Source organism: Xenorhabdus sp. KJ12.1, assembly GCF_963876495.1.
Classification (GTDB): Bacteria; Pseudomonadota; Gammaproteobacteria; order Enterobacterales; family Enterobacteriaceae; genus Xenorhabdus; species Xenorhabdus stockiae.
Genome location: NZ_CAWNQH010000018.1, coordinates 1 through 631 on the forward strand (window position 1 = coordinate 1; position 631 = coordinate 631).

Annotated in this window: 1 pseudogene; it reads left to right on the top strand. The window is 47.2% G+C overall.

Annotated elements, in window-relative coordinates:
• Positions 1 to 631: pseudogene (locus tag AACS92_RS03000) on the top strand (S1 family peptidase); the annotation flags it as partial.

The following is a 631-nucleotide window of genomic DNA, read 5'->3' on the forward strand; positions in this document are numbered from 1 at the left end:
GGGTAGATGCGCCAGACATCCTCTCAGACATAATTTGTGAGAATGCTGTCGTCAGTGATAATGGTGACTGGGGATGTACGACACCCATCACTTTCACCGAAGGCACGTATGAACTGACCGCCGAATTAATGAAAGGCAACAAAGTAGTTGCTACTAAAATGGAATTGGTGGCTGTGAAAGAAAAAGAGCCGGATGAGGACAAACCTGAAATTGATAATCCCACCAATTTTCCACCGATTGATCCGGACGGCGGGTTAATAATCCTGTACGGTTTATTCAGTGTTGCTGCAGGAGTGGGAGCTGGGCTTGCCACCGGGCTGACCGGAGCTATTTCTGGGGTTGTTATCGGTGGTGTTTCTACCATAGCAGGTCTTGCTATTCCTCATTGGGGATTAAGGATTGACACTGGCAAATTACACGGAGGAGAACCCTATACATTAGTGATACAGGAAACCAAGAATGGGAATAAAATTGGTGCACCTATCGAATGGCATTTCACCATGCCAATGCGGATTACCGAGCCGCAAAAAAACGCTCACTACCGGGTAAATAGCGGTATATCCATTCAAGGAGAAGGTACTCCCGGCCAACTGATCCTTATCGCCAGTTCAAAATCGCTGCTACCGCCAAA